This is a genomic window from Streptomyces sp. NPDC059534 (assembly GCF_042743475.1).
GTDB lineage: Bacteria > Actinomycetota > Actinomycetes > Streptomycetales > Streptomycetaceae > Streptomyces.
On the sequence record NZ_JBHWAQ010000016.1, the window covers coordinates 56,729 to 71,260 of the forward strand.

Genomic DNA, 14,532 nt, shown 5'->3' on the forward strand with positions numbered 1-14,532 from the left:
CACCGCGCCGGTCCGAGGCGCCCTGTGCGCCACGCCGATCCGAGACGCCGGTCCGATCCGCCGGTCCGAGACGCCGGTGCGCTACGCCGATTCGCGGCGGACGAGTTCCGTGGGGAGGATGACCGCCGCCGGTTCCTCACCCGCTATCCGGGCCAGCAGCGTCCGGACCATCTCGGTGCTGATCCGGTCCCACGGCTGGCGGATGGTGGTGAGCGAGGGCCGGGAGGAGAGGGCCGCCGGGGAGTCGTCGAAGCCGCCGACGGCGATGTCCTCCGGGACCCTGCGGCCGGCCCGGGCGAGCGCGTCGAGGACGCCCGCCGCCATCAGGTCGGAGGCGACGAAGACGGCGTCGACGTCCGGGGCGCGCTCCAGCAGGACGCGGGCCGCGTCCTCGCCGCTGGCGCGGCTGTAGTCGCCGGTGGCGACGAGCGTCTCGTCGGCCGGCAGCCCGAACTCGGCGAGCGTCTCGCGGTAGCCGGCGAGTCGCTCGACGCCGCCGGGGGTGTCGAGCGGTCCGGTGACGGTGGCGATCCGGCGCCGCCCGGAGGCGTACAGGTGGCGGACCATGTCGCGGGCGCCGTCGCGGTCGTCGGCGGCGACGTAGCCGATCTTGGCGGTCTGGCCGAGCGGCTTGCCGCAGGCGACGACGGGGACCCCGGCCTCGTGCAGCCTCGCCACCACGGGGTCGCCGGAGTGGCTGGAGACGAGGAGGACGCCGTCGACATGGCCGGCCTCGATATAGCGGAGGTTGCGGCGGCGTTCGTCCTCGGTTCCCGCGATCATCAGGAGGAGCGGGATGTCCTGGGCGGCGAGCGCCTGGGTGCAGGCGCGGAGGAGGACGTTGAAGTTGGGGTCCTCGAAGAAGCGCTCCTGCGGCTCGGTCAGGAGGAAGGCGACCGAGTCGGACTTGCCGGTGATCAGCGAGCGGGCGTGCCGGTTGACGACGTATCCCGTTCTTCGGATCGCCGCGTCGACGGCCGCCTTGGCGGTCGGGCTGACGTAGTGGCCGCCGTTGAGGACACGGGAGACGGTGCCGCGCGAGACTCCGGCCTCGCGGGCCACGTCGTGGATGGTCGCCGGTCGGCGCCTTCCCGCTGCTGTGCTCATGCTGTGTCTTTCCCCTCGATCCCCTGTGGTCAGGACTTTACGGCGCCGGAGAGCAGATCGAGGCTCCAGAAGCGCTGGATGACGAGGAAGAGGGCGATGAGGGGGACGATGGCGAGGAGGGCTCCGGTGATGACGAGGGTGTAGAGGGCGGGCTGGCTGGCGCCCTGCTTGAGGAGGGTGAACAGGCCGACCGTCATGGGGAACTTCTCGTCGTCGCCGAGCATGATGAACGGCAGCAGGAAGTTGTTCCAGATGGCGACGAACTGGAAGAGGAAGATCGTCACCAGTCCCGGGGACATCATGGGGACGGCGATCCTCAGGAAGATCCGCCATTCGCCGGCGCCGTCCATCCGCCCGGCCTCGACCAGTTCGGTCGGGACGGCGGCCTCGGCATAGATGCGGCCGAGGTAGACGCCGTACGGGGAGAGGACCAGCGGCAGCAGGACCGACGCGTAGGTGTCCGTCAGGTCGGCCTCGGCCATCAGCAGGTACTGCGGGATGGCGAGGATGACGGGCGGCATGAGGACGCCGGTGAGGATCACGTTGAAGAACGCCTCGCGGCCGCGGAAGCGGTACATCGCGAAGGCGTATCCGGCGAACGCGGAGACGACGGTGGAGAGGACGGCGCCGAGGCCCGCGTAGAACACGGAGTTGCCCATCCAGCGCCAGTAGATGCCCTCGCGGTAGGCGTCGAGGTCGGAGACGTTGTCGGCGAATCCGTCGCCGGGCAGGAACGTGAAGGTGGAGAAGAGGTCCTGTCCCGACTTGGTGGCGGCGACCACGACCCAGGCGACGGGCAGCAGGCAGTACAGCGCGCCGAGGACGAGGGCGGCCGTGGGGAGCAGGGCGGTGCGGCGGGGGCGGGGGGTCCCCCCGCCGGAGGCAGGGGGAGGGCCCTGGGAGGTGCCGGGGGTGGTGCCGGCGGCCGGGGCCGTGGCGCGGAGGGGCTGGGAGGCGAGCCCGGTCATCGGCTTGCTCCTTGTGTGGTGCGGCGGTTGGACACCCGGAGGAGGGCGAAGGAGAGCGCGAAGGTGGCGAGGGCGAGCACCACGGCGGTGGCCGAGGCGGCGTAGATGTTCCCGCCGGTGAAGGCGTCGCTGTAGACCTTCATCAGCGGGCTCCAGTCGGACGGGATGCCGTTGGTGAGCGGCTTGAGCGTGGTGGGCTCGTTGAAGACCTGGAGGGTCGCGATGATCGAGAAGAAGAAGGTGAGGACCAGCGAGGGCGCCACCATCGGGATCTTGACGCGCAGGGCGATCTGGAGTTCCGAGCAGCCGTCCAGTTTCGCCGCCTCGTACACCTCGGCGGGCAGCGAGCGCAGCGCGGTGTAGATGACGATCATGTTGAAGCCGGTGCCGCCCCAGACGGCGATGTTCGACATCGCCAGGTAGAGCGGTCCGCCGTCCATGAGGTCGGGCTGCGGGAGCCCGAACCTCTCCAGGAGGTAGTGGAAGGGGCTGACGTCCGGGAGGTACAGGAAGCCCCAGAGGACGGCGGCGATGACGCCGGGGACCGCGTACGGCAGGAAGATCGCGAGCCGGGCGAAGGAACGGGCCCGGACGCGCTCGGAGTCGAGCAGGAGCGCGAAGAACAGGGCGAGGCCGAGCATGACCGGGACGACGATGGCGCCGTAGCCGAGGACGCGCAGGGCGCTGTGGAGGAAGTCGGAGTCGGTGAGGGCGGAGGTGTAGTTCTCCAGGCCGGCCCAGACCTCGCTCCGGGCGCCCTTGCCGAGGCCGAGACCCTTGATCTCGACCTTGTGGAAGCTGAGCCAGAGGGCGTAGCCGATGGGCAGTGCGAAGAAGAGGGCGAAGAGGACGGCGGCGGGGAGGAGGAAGCCGTACGGGGCCGCCTTGACCCCGTACGACCGGCGCGCGCCCTGGCGGGGCTGCGTCACTTGGCGACCTCGAAGCCCTGCTTCTGCAGGTCCGCCACGGTGGTGCTCTGGACGGCGGACAGGGCGGTGCCGAAGCCGGACTTGGCCTTGGCGGCCTTGCCGAACTCGTCCTTGAAGGCGGTGTAGGCGACGTTCACGTTGGGGCCCCAGGCGGCCGGCGCGGTGGTCTTCGCGATCTCGGCGGCGCGGGTGTAGAAGTCGGGCTGGTTGGCGAAGTAGTCGGGGGCCTTGGCGAGGGCGCCGCTGGTCTGGGCGGCGGTGGCGGCCGGGTAGATGCCGCTCTCCTTGACGAGGGCGGCGAGGGCCTGCGGGTCGGTGTTCAGCCAGACGGCGAACTTCGCGGCGGCCGCCTTGTGCTGGGAGTCGGAGGTGACGGCGGTGGAGGAGCCGCCCCAGCTGCCGGTGGCGCCGTCGCCCTTGGTCCACTGCGGGAGCGGGGCCATGGCCCACTTGCCCTTGCCGTCGGGGGCGGCGGTGGTCAGGGTGCCGGGGGCCCAGACGGCGCTGACCCAGGCGAGCTGCTCGCCGGAGTTCATGGCCTTGTTCCAGGCGGGGGTGTACATGGGCTGGTTGTCGATGGCGCCTTCGGCGACCAGGCCGCCCCAGAAGTCGGTGACCTTCTTGGTGGCGGCGTCGTCGACGCCGACCTTCCAGGTGTCGCCCTCGAAGGTCCACCACTTGGCGCCGGCCTGCTGGGAGAGGCCCGCGAAGAGGCCGGCGTCGTTGGCGGAGAAGGTGGTCAGGGACTTTCCGGGGGCCTTCGCCTTGAGGGTGCGGGCGGTGGCGGCGAACTCGTCCCAGGTGGTGGGGACGGTGAGGCCGTACTGCTTGAAGAGGTCCTCGCGGTAGAAGAACATCAGCGGGCCGGAGTCCTGCGGCAGGGCGTAGACGGCCTCGCCGCCGAAGGTGGTCTGCTGCCAGATCCCGGGAGCGAACCTGTCCTTGACGCCGGGGACCTCGGAGGCGATGTCGGCGAGGGAGTCGTTGCTGACCAGGGTCGGCAGGGCCTGGTACTCGGCCTGGACGAGGTCCGGTCCCTTGTGCGCCTTGGTCGCGGTGATGATCTTGGTGACCAGGTCGTCCCCGGACGCCTGCTTCTGCACCGTGACCTTGATGTCGGGGTGTTCGGCGTTCCAGAGGGCGGCGACCTTGTCCATGCCGGGCGCCCAGGCCCAGTAGGTGAGCGAGACGGGGCCGGACTCGGCACCGGCCTTGTCGCCGGAGTCGGAGGATCCACAGGCGCCGAGCGCGGTGGCGCCGAGGAGGACGGCGGTGGCGGCGGCGAGGCTGCGGCGCGTGATGTGAGGCATGGGGTGCTTCTCCCTGACCGAAAAAGGGGCCTCTCCCTCAGGCGGGGAGGCCGGTCATGCATCTGTGAGCGTTCACAGTAGAGAAACGTTCCAGACACTTGTCAATGGTTGTTCGTGTGCGGTTATGTTGCGTTGCCACATCGAGATCGAGTGTGTGCACGTTCCCAAACGAACAAAGCTTCCATCGTCCGAGGTTTCAGGAGAGACTCATGCCGCAGACCACTCCCAAGGGCCTGCACCGGCTCGCGTTCGGCGGGGACTACAACCCCGAACAGTGGCCGGAAAGCGTCTGGCAGGAGGACGTCCGGCTGATGCGGGAGGCCGGCGTCACCATGGTGAGTGTCGGCATCTTCTCCTGGGCGCTCCTGGAGCCCGAGCCGGGCCGCCACGACTTCGGCTGGCTCGACCGCCTCCTCGACCTGCTCCACGAGCACGGCATCCGGGTCGACCTGGGCACACCCACCGTGGCCCCGCCCGCCTGGTTCTACCGCGCCCACCCCGAGGCGCTGCCCGTCACCGCCGACGGCGTCCGCTTCTCGTACGGCTCACGCGGGGCGATCTGCCACAGCTCGACCGCCTACCGGGCCGCCGCCGCCGGCATCACCACCGCGCTGGCCCGCCGCTACGGCAGCCACCCCGCCCTCGCGCTCTGGCACGTCCACAACGAGTACGGCGTACCCGTCAGCGCCTGCTACTGCGACAGCTGCGCCGCCCACTTCCGCCGCTGGCTCCGGAGCACCTACGGCTCCCTGGAGGCGGTGAACGAGGCATGGGGCACCGCCTTCTGGGGGCAGCGCTACTCCTCGTACGACGAGATCGACCCGCCCCGGACCACCCCGACCGTCGGCAACCCGGCCCAGCAGCTCGACTACCGCCGCTTCGCCGACGCCACCATCCGGGAGAACTTCCGAGCGGAACGGGACATCCTGCACGCGCTCGCGCCCGGCGTCCCCGTCACCACCAACTTCATGACCGCGCTCAGCCAGTGCGACTCCATCGACTACTGGGCCTGGGGCCGCGAGGTCGACCTCGTCACCAACGACCACTACCTGATCACCGACGGCCGCCGGACCCACGTCAACCTGGCCATGGCCGCCGACCTCACCCGCTCCGTCGCCGGCGGCGCGCCCTGGCTGCTCCTGGAGCACTCCACGTCCGGGGTGAACTGGCAGGCCCGCAACCCGGCCAAGCGCCCCGGCGAGATGGCCCGCAACTCCCTCGCCCACGTCGCCCGCGGCTCCGAGGGCGCCATGTTCTTCCAGTGGCGCCAGTCCCGGCGCGGCGCCGAGAAGTTCCACTCCGCGATGGTCCCGCACGGCAGCACCGACACCCGGATCTGGCGCGAGGTCGTCGCCCTCGGGGCCGGCCTGGACACGCTGGCCGAGGTGCGCGGCACCCGGACCGTCCCGGACGTCGCCATGCTGTGGGACTGGCACTCCTGGTGGGCGCAGAACCTGGAGTGGCGGCCCCACGCGGCCCACGACGCCCGCGAGCGCGCCGACAGCTTCTACGAGACCCTCTACGACCGGCACCTCACCGTCGACTTCGCCCACCCCGAGGCCGACCTCTCCGCCTACCCGCTGGTCGTGGTCCCCGCGCTCTACCTCACCACCGAGGCGGCCGGGCGGAACCTGCGCGAGTACGTCGAGAACGGCGGCACGCTCGTCGTCTCGTACTTCTCCGGCATCGTCGACGAGCACGACGCCGTGCACCCCGGCCCCTACCCGGGCGCGCTGCGGGACGTCCTCGGCCTCACCGTGGAGGAGTGGTCGCCGCTCCTGGACGACCAACGCGTGACGGTCTCCGGGCCGGACGGCGCCACGCTCACCGGTGACGTGTGGACGGAGTTCGTCCGGCCGAGCGGGGCCGAGACCCTGTGGACGTACGCCGACGGGCCGGCCGCCGGCGGCCCCGCGGTCACCCGGCACCGGCTCGGCCGGGGCACCGCCTGGTACGTCTCCACCCGCCTGGACGCGGCCTCGCTCGACGCGATCGTCGCCGCCGCCTGCGAGGACGCCGGTGTCGCCGCGCGCACCACGCTCCCGCGTGACGTGGAGGTCGTGCACCGCGCCGGCGAGGACGGGACGCGGTACCTGTTCGCGCTGAACCACTCCGACGAGGACGCCGTGGTGCCGCTCGACGGCGCCGGGGTGGAGCTCCTCGCCGGTACGCCGGTCGACGGGAAGGTCACCGTCCCGGCCGGTGCCGTCGGCGTCGTCCGCCTGGACGCCTGACCGCGCCCTCCCGCTCCGGCCGGCCCGCCCCCACGACCGGCCGGAGCCCGGCCCCCGCCCACCTTCGGGCCGGACCCCCCGATCTCCCCGGGGGCGGCAGTACCCGCTGCGCCGCCCCCGGGTGAGCCGTGCCACCCGCAAGGAACCAACCGCTCCACCCTCCTCATCGGCCACCGTCGAAGGGACTCGACGATGCACCCCGCACGAAACCCCATCCGCCTGCGGGCCGCGGCCGTCGCCGCGGCGCTCGCCGCTCTGCTGCTCGCTCCGCTGCCCGCGGCCCAGCGGGCCGAGGCCGCCGCCACGCTCACCAACGCCGGGTTCGAGAGCGACGCCACCGGCACCGCCACCCCGGCCGGCTGGTCCACCTACTCCGCCGCCGGCCAGAACGCCGCCTCCTTCACCGAGGCCGGCGGCCACGGCGGCAGCTACCGCCTCAGCCACTGGGCGTCCACCGCGTACAAGGTCGAGACGTACCAGTACCTGTCCGGGCTCGCCGACGGCACGTACACGCTGAGCGCCTGGGTCCGCTCCGGCGGCGGCCAGAACTCCGCCTACCTGGCCCTGCGCAACTGCGGCTCCGCCGAGCAGCGCACCGACCTGCCGGTCACCTCGGGCTGGATACGGATCGTCACCCCCGTCACGGTGACGGGCGGCGCCTGCACCGTCAGCGTCAACTCCGACGCCAACGCGGGGAACTGGCTCAACGTCGACGACCTGACGTTCACCTCCGGCACGACGGGGCTCGCCGTCAAGGGCGTCGACCTCTCCGCGCTCAAGAAGAGCGAGGACCTCGGCGGGACCTACAAGTCGAGCTCCGGCACCACCGGTGACGCGGTCGCCCTGCTCAGGAACGCGGGCGCCAACTACGGCCGCCTCAAGGTGTGGGTGAACCCGGCCGACGGCTACAACGACAAGGCCCGCGTCCTCGCCACCGCGAAGAAGATCAAGGCGCAGGGCATGAAGCTCCTCGTCGACTTCCACTACTCCGACATCTGGGCCGACCCCGGCGCCCAGACCAAGCCCACCGCCTGGGCCGGCCACTCGTACAGCCGGCTCAGGACCGACGTCTACGACCACACGTACGACGTCCTCAACGCCCTCAAGGCGCAGGGCACCACGGCCGACATGGTGCAGATCGGCAACGAGATCAACACCGGCATGCTGTGGCCCGAGGGCTCCACGAGCAACTGGCCCCAGCTCGCCGGGCTGCTGAACTCCGGCATCTCGGCCGCCAAGGCCGTCTCGTCGAGCACGCAGATCGCGCTGCACCTCGCCCACGGCGGCGACAACGCCCTGTACCGCGCCTGGTTCGACAACGCGACCGCGCAGGGCGTCGGTTACGACGTCATCGCGCTCTCCTTCTACGGCTACTGGCACGGCGCCCTGTCCTCGCTCCAGACCAACCTGGACGACATATCGGCCCGTTACGGCAAGAAGGTGATGGTCGCCGAGACCGCGTACCCGTTCCGTCTCGACAGCGAGGACGCCCACGAGAACATCATCGACCTCCCCTCCGAGCTGATCAGCGGCTACCCGGCGAGCAGCGCCGGCCAGTCGGCCTGGCTGCGGGACGTCATGAACGTCGTCGAGGCGGTGCCGAACGGCCGCGGTCTCGGCGTCGTCTACTGGGAGCCGGCGTGGACGGCCGTGACGGGCAACGGCTGGGACCCGGCCGACGCCTCCTCGGGCAACGGCTGGGAGAACCAGGCGCTGTTCGACTACGACGGCAAGCTGCTCCCGGCGGCGGCCTGGCTCGCCCACCGCTGACCGCACGCACCCACCGCCGACCGCACGCGCACGAAGAGGGGCGGGCTCGTGAACGAGCCCGCCCCTTCCGCACGTCCCGACTACCACTCCGCGAGCGAGCCGTCGTCCCGTCGCCAGGCCGGGTTGCGCCAGCGGTGCCCGACCTCGGCCGCCCGCTCGACCGCCTTCTCGTCGACCTCGATGCCGAGCCCCGGGCCGGTGGGCAGGCCCACGTGCCCGTCCTCGTACCGGAAGACCGAGGGGTCGACGAGGTAGTCGAGCAGGTCGGAGCCGGTGTTGTAGTGGATGCCGAGGCTCTGCTCCTGGATCAGCAGGTTCGGCGCGGCGAAACCGACCTGGAGACAGGAGGCGAGGGCGATCGGCCCCAGCGGGCAGTGCGGGGCGAGGGAGACGTCGTACGCCTCCGCCATCGCGGCGATCCGGCGCACCTCCGAGATGCCGCCCGCGTGCGAGAGGTCCGGCTGGGCGACCGCGATGCCCTGGTCGAGGACCCTCTTGAAGTCCCAGCGGGAGTAGAGCCGTTCGCCCGTCGCGATCGGAATGGAGGTGGAGCGCACGATGTCGCCGATGTGGTCGCTCATCTCCGGGACGACCGGTTCCTCCACGAAGAACGGCAGGTACGGCTCCAGGAGCGGCAGGACCCGCCGGGCCATCGGCGCGGTGAGCCGACCGTGGAAGTCGATCGCGATGTCGAAGTCGTCGCCGACGGCCTCCCGGATCGAGGCGACGCGGTCGACGATGCCGTGGACGGCCGCCGGGGTGTCGATGAGCCGCAGCTGCGCCGAGGCGTTCATCTTGATCGCCGTGAAGCCCTCGTTCTTCCGCGCCAGGGCCTCCGAGGCGACCTCGTCGGGCCGGTCGCCGCCGATCCAGCTGTACACCCGCGCGCGGTCGCGGACGCTGCCGCCGAGCAGCTGCCAGACCGGGACGCCGAGGGCCTTGCCGGTGATGTCCCACAGGGCCTGGTCGATGCCGGCGACGGCGCTGGAGAGGACCGGACCGCCGCGGTAGAACCCGCCCTTGGTCAGGACCTGCCAGTGGTCCTCGATCTTCATCGGGTCCCGGCCGATCAGGTAGTCGGAGAGCTCCTCGACGGCCGCGGCGACGGTGTGGGCGCGGCCCTCGACGACCGGCTCGCCCCAGCCGGTGATGCCTTCGTCGGTGTCGACGCGCAGGAAGCACCAGCGGGGGGCGACGAGGTGGGTGCGCAGGGAGGTGATCTTCACTTGGAGTCCTTCTTCACGGTCCAGCCGCCGTCGACGACCAGGTTGGTTCCGGTGATGTAGGCGGCGTCGGCGGAGGCCAGGAAGGCGACGGCGGAGGCCACCTCCTCGGGGCGGCCGAGCCGGGCGAGCGCGGTCGCCTCGGCGGAGAGCCGCCGGCCCTCCTCGTCGACGTCGTTCCACACGTCGGTGAGGATCGGGCCCGGCAGGACGGAGTTGAAGCGCACCTCGGGGCCGTACTCGACGGCGAACTGGCGGACGAGGGCGCACATGCCGCCCTTCGCCGCGGCGTACGCGGGATAGCCGGGCAGACCGAAGTCGGCGTGCACGCTGGAGGTGGCGACGAGGCTGCCGCGTTCGCCGCGCAGGTCGTCGAGGAAGGTACGGACGGCCAGGTACAGCGCCCGCAGGTTGACGGCCATCTCCCGGTCCCAGAGGGCGACGGGGAGTTCGTGGGCGGCGCCCGCTGTGTGGACGAAGGCGTTGCTGTGCAGGACGGCGACCGGGCCGAAGCGGGCGTGCGCCTCCTCGCGCAGGGCGGTCCAGTCGTCCTCGGAGGAGACGTCGCAGCGTACGTACGCCGCTCGGCCCCCGTCGGCGCGGATCGCCGCGGCGACGGCCTCACCGGCCTCGTCGGCGATGTCGGAGACGACCACCGCGGCGCCCTCGGCGGCGAGCCGGGCGGCGCTGGCCGCCCCGATGCCGGAGGCCGCGCCGGTGACGACGGCTGTCTTTCCGGAGAAACGGTTCATGGGTACGGGTTCCTGTGTGCTGGTGCGGAAGGAGGGAGCGGCCGGCTGCGACGGCTCAGCGGCTGATGTCCTGGGCCGCGAGCAGGTCGAGTTCGGCGCGGCGCGGCAGACCTTCCCAGTCGCCCGGGACGGAGACCGCGAAGGCTCCGCAGAGGGCGGCGAGGCGGAGGCGTTCCGGGACCGGGGAGCCGTCGAGGACGGCGGCGAGGTAGCCGGACACGAACGCGTCGCCCGCCCCGACGGGGTCGACGGCGGTGACGGGGACGGCCCGCTGCACGTGCGTGACGCCGTCGGCGACCACCAGGGCGCCCTGGGCGCCGAGTTTGAGCACCGCCTGCCCGGGGCCCAGCCGGGTCAGGGCGCGGGCCGCCTCCGCCGGTTCGCCGTCCGGCACGAAGAGGGCGGCCTCCTCGGGCCCGGCGAACACGATGTCGGTGAACGGCAGGAGTCGGGCGAGTACCTCGGCGGCCTCGGCCCGGCTCCAGAGCCGCTCGCGGTGGTTGACGTCGAACGAGACGGTGACCCCGGCGGCGCGGGCGACCCGGACCGCCCGCTCGACGGCGGCGCGGGCCGTCGGGCCCAACGCCGGCGTGATGCCGGTGACATGGAGGATCCGCGCCCCGGCGAGGCGGTCCTCGTCGAGGTCCTCGGGGGCCAGCCGGGAGCCCGCCAGGCTGGCCCGGTAGTACGTGACACGGAGCCGGTCGGCGGTGCGCCGCTCGCGGAGCATCAGGCCGGTCGGCACCGCCGGTTCCCTGCGGGCGCCCTCGACGTCGACGCCCTCCGCGCGGAGTCCGGCGAGGACCATCTCCCCGGCCGCGTCCTCGCCGACCCGGCCCGTCCAGGCCGCCCGGTGCCCCAGTCTGCTCACCCCGATGGCGACCGTCGCCTCGGCGCCCGCCCAGCCGAGGCGCAGCGGCGCACCGGTGGCGAACGGGCCGGGTCCGGTGGCGGCGGCCATCGCCATGGCCTCGCCGAGGGTGAAGAGCGCGGGCGGGGTGCCCGGCGCGACGGCTGACGGGCGCGCGGGAGCGACCGTCAGCGGAGTGGCGGCCGGTGCGGGCGCCGCGGCGTCCGCCTGGGGCTCGGCGCCGGTACCGGCGTCGGGCACGGCGCGGGCGTCGGTCACGGCGTCGGCGCCGGTCACGGCGTCGGTCACGGTGCCGGTCTCGACGTCGGTCACGGTGCCGGTCTCGACGTCGGTCACGGCCTCGGCCACGGCCCCCGGGCGGCGTGTCATCGGCGTATCCCGTCGAGGAAGGCCGCGGCCCGGTCGGTCAGGGCGGCGAGGGAGCCGCCCTCGCAGGCGTCACCGACGAGGGGGCTGCCGATGCCGAGGGCGGCGGCGCCGGCGGCGAGGTAGGCGGGGGCGTCGGCGGCGTCGATGCCGCCGGTCGGGACGAGGGGGATGTCGGGCAGGGGGGCGCGGACGGCGCGGAGGTACGCGGGCCCGCCGGTGGCGGCGGGGAAGAGCTTGACCATGGTGGCGCCGGCCCGCCAGGCGGTGAGGATCTCGGTCGGCGTGTAGGCACCGGGGAGCACGGGCACGTCGAGGCGGGCCGCTTCGGCGATGACCTCGGTGGAGGTGGTCGGGGTGATGAGGTAGGTGGCGCCGGCTTCGACGGCGGCCCGCGCCTCGGCGGGGGTGGTGACGGTGCCGGCGCCGAGGGCGAGTCCGGGCGGGGCGTCGGCGGCGTACTCCCGCAGGGCGTCGAGCACGCCCGGGGTGGTGAGGGTGAACTCGGCGGCGTGGACGCCGGACGCCCGGAGGGTGTCGGTGACCTCGGCGAAGCGGGCGGCGGAGGTGGAGCGGAGGATCGCGATGACGGGGGCGGCCGCGAGGGCGGCACGCAGCCCCTCGTGCGGGGTGGTCATGGGGCCTTCCTTGTCGGAGGTGCGGGTCAGCGGTCGGCGTACGGGGTGGCCGGCAGGCCGGTGGCGCCGGGGCGGCAGACGAAGAGGCGGCCGGCGTCGGGTTCGGCGCGCAGGCGTTCCTCGTCGAGGCCGGCGGTGGCGGTGGTGATGACCAGGACGTCGAGCGCGGGGCCGGCGAAGGCGCAGCTCGTCACGTGGGAGGCGGCCACCTCCACGCGCGCGTGGGGGGTGCCGTCGGCTTCGAAGGCGAGGACTTCGCCGCCTCCCCACACGGCGACCCAGACGCGTCCCTCGCTGTCGACGGTGAGGCCGTCGGGGACGCCCCGGTCGAGGACGGCGAAGGGGCGCCGGTCGCCGAGGGCGCCGGTCGCGGGGTCGTACGCGAAGACGTCGACGCGGCCGGTGGGGCTGTCGGCGTAGTAGAGGCGGCTGCCGTCGGGGCTCCAGCCGAGGCCGTTGGAGATGGTGACGGAGTCGAGGAGGGTGATCAGGCCGTCGCCGTCGAGCCGGTAGAGGGAGCCGGCGCCGGGCCTCTCGTCGTACGCCATGGTGCCGGCGAGGAGGCGGCCCGCGGGGTCGACGGCGGCGTCGTTCATCCGGCGGGGCACGCCGTCGTCGGGGAGGACGGGCGCGGCGAGTTCGACGGCGTCGGCGACCGGGTGGTCCTCGGCGAGGTGGAGGAAGGAGGTGCCGGCGGCGGCGAGCAGGGCGCCGGACGCGCAGGGCACGACGGCGCCGACGGGACGGTCGAACCGGAGGGTGGAGACGGGGGCGAGGTCGGGCAGGTCGTCGCCGGGGGCGAGGGCGGCGCGGTGGACGAGGGCTTCGGGGATGTCCACCCAGAGCAGTTCTTGGCGTCGGGGGTCCCAGACGGGCCCTTCCGTCAGACGTCCGGGCTGGGGGGAGCAGGGCACGGCCCTGAGGTGCCGCATCTGGCCTCCTCGGTCGGTCACGGGTGCGGTGCGAAAAAACTACGGGTTCGTCTAACGGTTGTAAATAACCCGAGGCCCGCTTCTTCCAACCCTTTGAATAAGATCCCCGTAGACGGACCGGCCGAGCGGAGGACACCAGGGATGATCAAGCGGACTTCACAGGACATCCGCCGCCTCAACCGCTTCGAGGTCCTGCGGCGCTTCTACGCGGGACCCGGCGCGATGAGCCGCCAGGACCTCGCGGCCGCCACCGGCCTCTCCTTCGCCACCGTCGCCAACCTCACCGCCGAGCTCCTGGAGGCCGGCGTCCTCGTCGAGGCGGGCCACGAGGAGTCCGGCGGCGGCCGCCCCCGCGCCCGGCTCGCCGTCAACGCGGAGCGGGGCGCGCTGATCGGCATCGACATCGCCGAGACCTCGGTCCACGCGGAACTCTTCGACCTGGCCCTGGAGGTGCGCCACTCCGTCGAGCGCCCCCTCCCTCCGGGCGACGTCCGGCCCGCCGACGTGGTCGAGCAGCTCGCCGCCTGCGTCGAGGAGCTGCTGAACGGCTCCGGAGTGCCCCGCGAACAGGTGCTCGGAGCGGGCGTCAGCGTGCCCGGCATGGTGGAACGCGAGGGCGGTGTCTCGTCCTTCTCCCCGTACTGGTCCTGGCACGAGGTGCCGCTGCGGGCGCTCCTGGACGAACGCCTCGGGCTGCCCCTCTGGCTCGACAACCCGCTGCGGGCCAGCACGGTCGCGGAGCTGTGGTTCGGCGCCGGACGCGAGGTCGACGACCTGGTGGTCCTCACCCTGCGGGCCGGCGTCGGCGCCGGGATCGCGATCGGCGGGCAGCTCTACCGCGGGTTCACCAACAGCGCGGGCGAGTGGGGCCACACCTGCCTCGCGCTCGACGGCCGGCTCTGCACCTGCGGCAACCGGGGCTGCGTCGAGGCGTACGTCAGCACCCGGGGGATCGCCCGGACCTGGCGCGAACTGGCCCCCGAGGACGCACGGGCCACCGGGCCGGACGACGCGGCCGTGGTCGCGGCCCTGGCCCGCGCCGCGGCGGAAGAGGACCCGGTGGCCGCCGCCGTCATCGACCGGACGGGACGCTACCTGGGCGCCGCCGTGGCCAACCTGGTCAACCTGCTCAACCCCCGGGTGCTGGTCCTCGGCAACCAGGTCGTCGACCTGCTCGGCGAGCGTCTGCTCACCGCCACCCACGACGCCGTCACCCGGCACGCCCTGACGCTGCCCCACCGGGCCGCGACGCTGCGGCGCAGCGCCGTCCCCCACAACGCCGTCACCCGGGGCGCGGCCGCCTTCGCCCTGGAGGGCTTCCTCGACGACCGGGAGGTCTTCGGCCCGGTCAGCCGTATGCGCCGGCCCCGCGAGCGCCGCGACGGCCGCCGTGCCGGGGCCGCCGATGCGGGGGACTGAGCGCGGCGGGGAA

At 73.0% G+C, this 14,532-nt stretch carries 12 protein-coding genes; 3 read left to right on the top strand and 9 right to left on the bottom strand.

Annotated elements, in window-relative coordinates:
* Positions 1–81: 81 nt before the first annotated feature.
* From ACFVZH_RS20035 to ACFVZH_RS20050, 4 genes are read right to left on the bottom strand one after another with little or no spacing between them, the layout of a single operon-like run.
* Positions 82–1,107, bottom strand: a complete 1,026-nt coding sequence (locus ACFVZH_RS20035) for a LacI family DNA-binding transcriptional regulator (protein ID WP_384898703.1) — start codon at positions 1,105–1,107, stop codon at positions 82–84.
* Positions 1,108–1,136: 29 nt separating this feature from the next.
* Positions 1,137–2,075, bottom strand: coding sequence for a carbohydrate ABC transporter permease (locus tag ACFVZH_RS20040; protein ID WP_384898704.1), 939 nt, complete (start codon positions 2,073–2,075; stop codon positions 1,137–1,139).
* Positions 2,072–3,004 (bottom strand): carbohydrate ABC transporter permease, encoded by a 933-nt coding sequence (locus ACFVZH_RS20045; RefSeq protein ID WP_384898705.1) that lies wholly within the window; start codon positions 3,002–3,004, stop codon positions 2,072–2,074. Before ACFVZH_RS20045 ends, ACFVZH_RS20040 begins: the two co-directional genes overlap by 4 nt.
* Entirely contained in the window at positions 3,001–4,314 is a 1,314-nt protein-coding gene (locus ACFVZH_RS20050; protein WP_384898706.1) for an ABC transporter substrate-binding protein, read from the bottom strand. Before ACFVZH_RS20050 ends, ACFVZH_RS20045 begins: the two co-directional genes overlap by 4 nt.
* A 209-nt stretch (positions 4,315–4,523) precedes the next feature.
* Between ACFVZH_RS20050 and ACFVZH_RS20055 the strand changes: the two genes are divergently transcribed.
* A complete protein-coding gene (locus ACFVZH_RS20055; protein WP_384898707.1) occupies positions 4,524–6,548 on the top strand; it encodes a beta-galactosidase in 2,025 nt (674 codons plus the stop codon).
* 192 nt (positions 6,549–6,740) lie between these two features.
* Positions 6,741–8,318: an arabinogalactan endo-beta-1,4-galactanase gene (locus ACFVZH_RS20060; RefSeq protein ID WP_384898708.1), complete on the top strand. Its 1,578-nt coding sequence runs from the start codon at positions 6,741–6,743 to the stop codon at positions 8,316–8,318.
* A gap of 80 nt (positions 8,319–8,398) precedes the next feature.
* Here the strand turns inward: ACFVZH_RS20060 and dgoD are convergent, their stop codons facing one another.
* From dgoD to ACFVZH_RS20085, 5 genes are read right to left on the bottom strand one after another with little or no spacing between them, the layout of a single operon-like run.
* Complete coding sequence (gene dgoD / locus ACFVZH_RS20065) at positions 8,399–9,544, bottom strand: galactonate dehydratase (protein WP_384898709.1); 1,146 nt, start codon at positions 9,542–9,544, stop codon at positions 8,399–8,401.
* On the bottom strand, positions 9,541–10,293 hold the full coding sequence (locus ACFVZH_RS20070) for an SDR family NAD(P)-dependent oxidoreductase (RefSeq protein ID WP_384898710.1): 753 nt from the start codon (positions 10,291–10,293) through the stop codon (positions 9,541–9,543). Before ACFVZH_RS20070 ends, dgoD begins: the two co-directional genes overlap by 4 nt.
* 55 nt (positions 10,294–10,348) lie before the next feature.
* Positions 10,349–11,533, bottom strand: a complete 1,185-nt coding sequence (locus ACFVZH_RS20075; protein WP_384898711.1) for a sugar kinase — start codon at positions 11,531–11,533, stop codon at positions 10,349–10,351.
* Positions 11,530–12,168, bottom strand: a complete 639-nt coding sequence (locus ACFVZH_RS20080) for a bifunctional 4-hydroxy-2-oxoglutarate aldolase/2-dehydro-3-deoxy-phosphogluconate aldolase (RefSeq protein WP_384898712.1) — start codon at positions 12,166–12,168, stop codon at positions 11,530–11,532. Before ACFVZH_RS20080 ends, ACFVZH_RS20075 begins: the two co-directional genes overlap by 4 nt.
* A gap of 26 nt (positions 12,169–12,194) precedes the next feature.
* Entirely contained in the window at positions 12,195–13,100 is a 906-nt protein-coding gene (locus ACFVZH_RS20085; protein ID WP_384898713.1) for an SMP-30/gluconolactonase/LRE family protein, read from the bottom strand.
* 141 nt (positions 13,101–13,241) lie between these two features.
* Between ACFVZH_RS20085 and ACFVZH_RS20090 the strand changes: the two genes are divergently transcribed.
* A complete protein-coding gene (locus ACFVZH_RS20090) occupies positions 13,242–14,519 on the top strand; it encodes an ROK family protein (protein ID WP_384898714.1) in 1,278 nt (425 codons plus the stop codon).
* Positions 14,520–14,532: the final 13 nt, after the last annotated feature.